At 69.5% G+C, this 1,110-nt stretch carries 2 protein-coding genes; one reads left to right on the forward strand and one right to left on the reverse strand.

From position 1 onward, the window contains the following. Window positions 1-42: 42 nt before the first annotated feature. Window positions 43-174, forward strand: a complete 132-nt coding sequence (locus tag ACFXGI_RS38805; RefSeq protein ID WP_384717825.1) for a hypothetical protein — start codon at window positions 43-45, stop codon at window positions 172-174. Window positions 175-789: 615 nt separating this feature from the next. On the opposite strand, the gene ACFXGI_RS38810 is transcribed toward ACFXGI_RS38805, so the two are convergent. Further along, complete coding sequence (locus ACFXGI_RS38810; protein ID WP_384717828.1) at window positions 790-984, reverse strand: hypothetical protein; 195 nt, start codon at window positions 982-984, stop codon at window positions 790-792. Window positions 985-1,110: the final 126 nt, after the last annotated feature.

Consider the following 1,110-nt stretch of genomic DNA (forward strand, 5'->3'; position numbering starts at 1 on the left):
TCATGCAAAAAACGCTGAAGTTCACAGGGTGAAGAGAAAAACATGACGCTCGACGAGCTCGAGATGTTCATGAAGGCAGCCCGCGCTGCCGAGGCACCCGGCGACAGCAAAGTCAGCGCCGTCGTGAGCACCAGCGGCAAGATCAAGGAGCTAGAGGCCGAGCTCGACTCCTAGCGCCTGCCACAAGTTCGTCGGCCCACCACCGAACGCGAAAGGGGCCGGGCTGGGTCTCGCGCAGCAGCACGTCGGTGATGCGCGGGTCGGCGGTGCTGCAGGCGTACACGGTGTCCGGGATATCGGGGGCGATACGGTCCGCGTCGGTGGGGGAGTGGATCAGATCGAAGACGGCGGTGCCCCAGCTGGCGCCGGGGGCCGGGATCGCGTCGACGTAGCCGTCTATGGCGAGGTGGGTCTGGGGCTGGTCATCAGCGGGTATCCGTCCGCGTCTTGGCGGTGCGCGGGGAGAGCAGCAGCTCGCAGTTGCGCTGCTGGCCGGGGTGATCGGCCGGGCCTTGTGTCCGTGGCGGTGCCAGAGCGCGGAGGCCGGCGGTTCGGGGTAGGCGAGGGCGTGGTCGACGTCGCGGTGGGGCGACAAACTTGGGTCTCTGTCTCGTCTCGTACGGGATGGAGGGCCCGGGGCAGGCACTTGGATTGGACACCCTGTGCGTCTGCCCCGGGGCAGAGCTACAGCTTGAAGGGCTGGCGGGTGCAGCTGTACAGGCTCTTCCAGGGGCCGGCCTTCGCGGCGGGCCAGTCGTGCTCCCAGCCGGGCCGGTAGCCTCAGGCGCCTCAGCCGTCCGGGCGCCCGTGGCGGATTTCGCGTCCGGCTTCCGCCGCGGCGCGGGCGGCGTCGTAGACCTCGTGGGCGGCCTTGATGGCGGCGGTGCCGCTGTCGGCCCTGCCGGTGAAGACGTGCACGCCACGCAGGCCCGGCGATTCGGTGTTCCGTATGGGGACGTCCACCTCGAAGTAGTCCTTGGCCATGACGCCCAGCTCCTCTCGTGCTCGCGATGATGAGCGACCACAGCGACCGTCCCGGCCCCCGGCCGGATCGGCAGGGGGTCGGGGCGGCACGGAGGACCGTCACGCGCGGTAGGACCGGTTCCTCAC

Source organism: Streptomyces sp. NPDC059355, from assembly GCF_042752335.1.
Classification (GTDB): Bacteria; Actinomycetota; Actinomycetes; order Streptomycetales; family Streptomycetaceae; genus Streptomyces.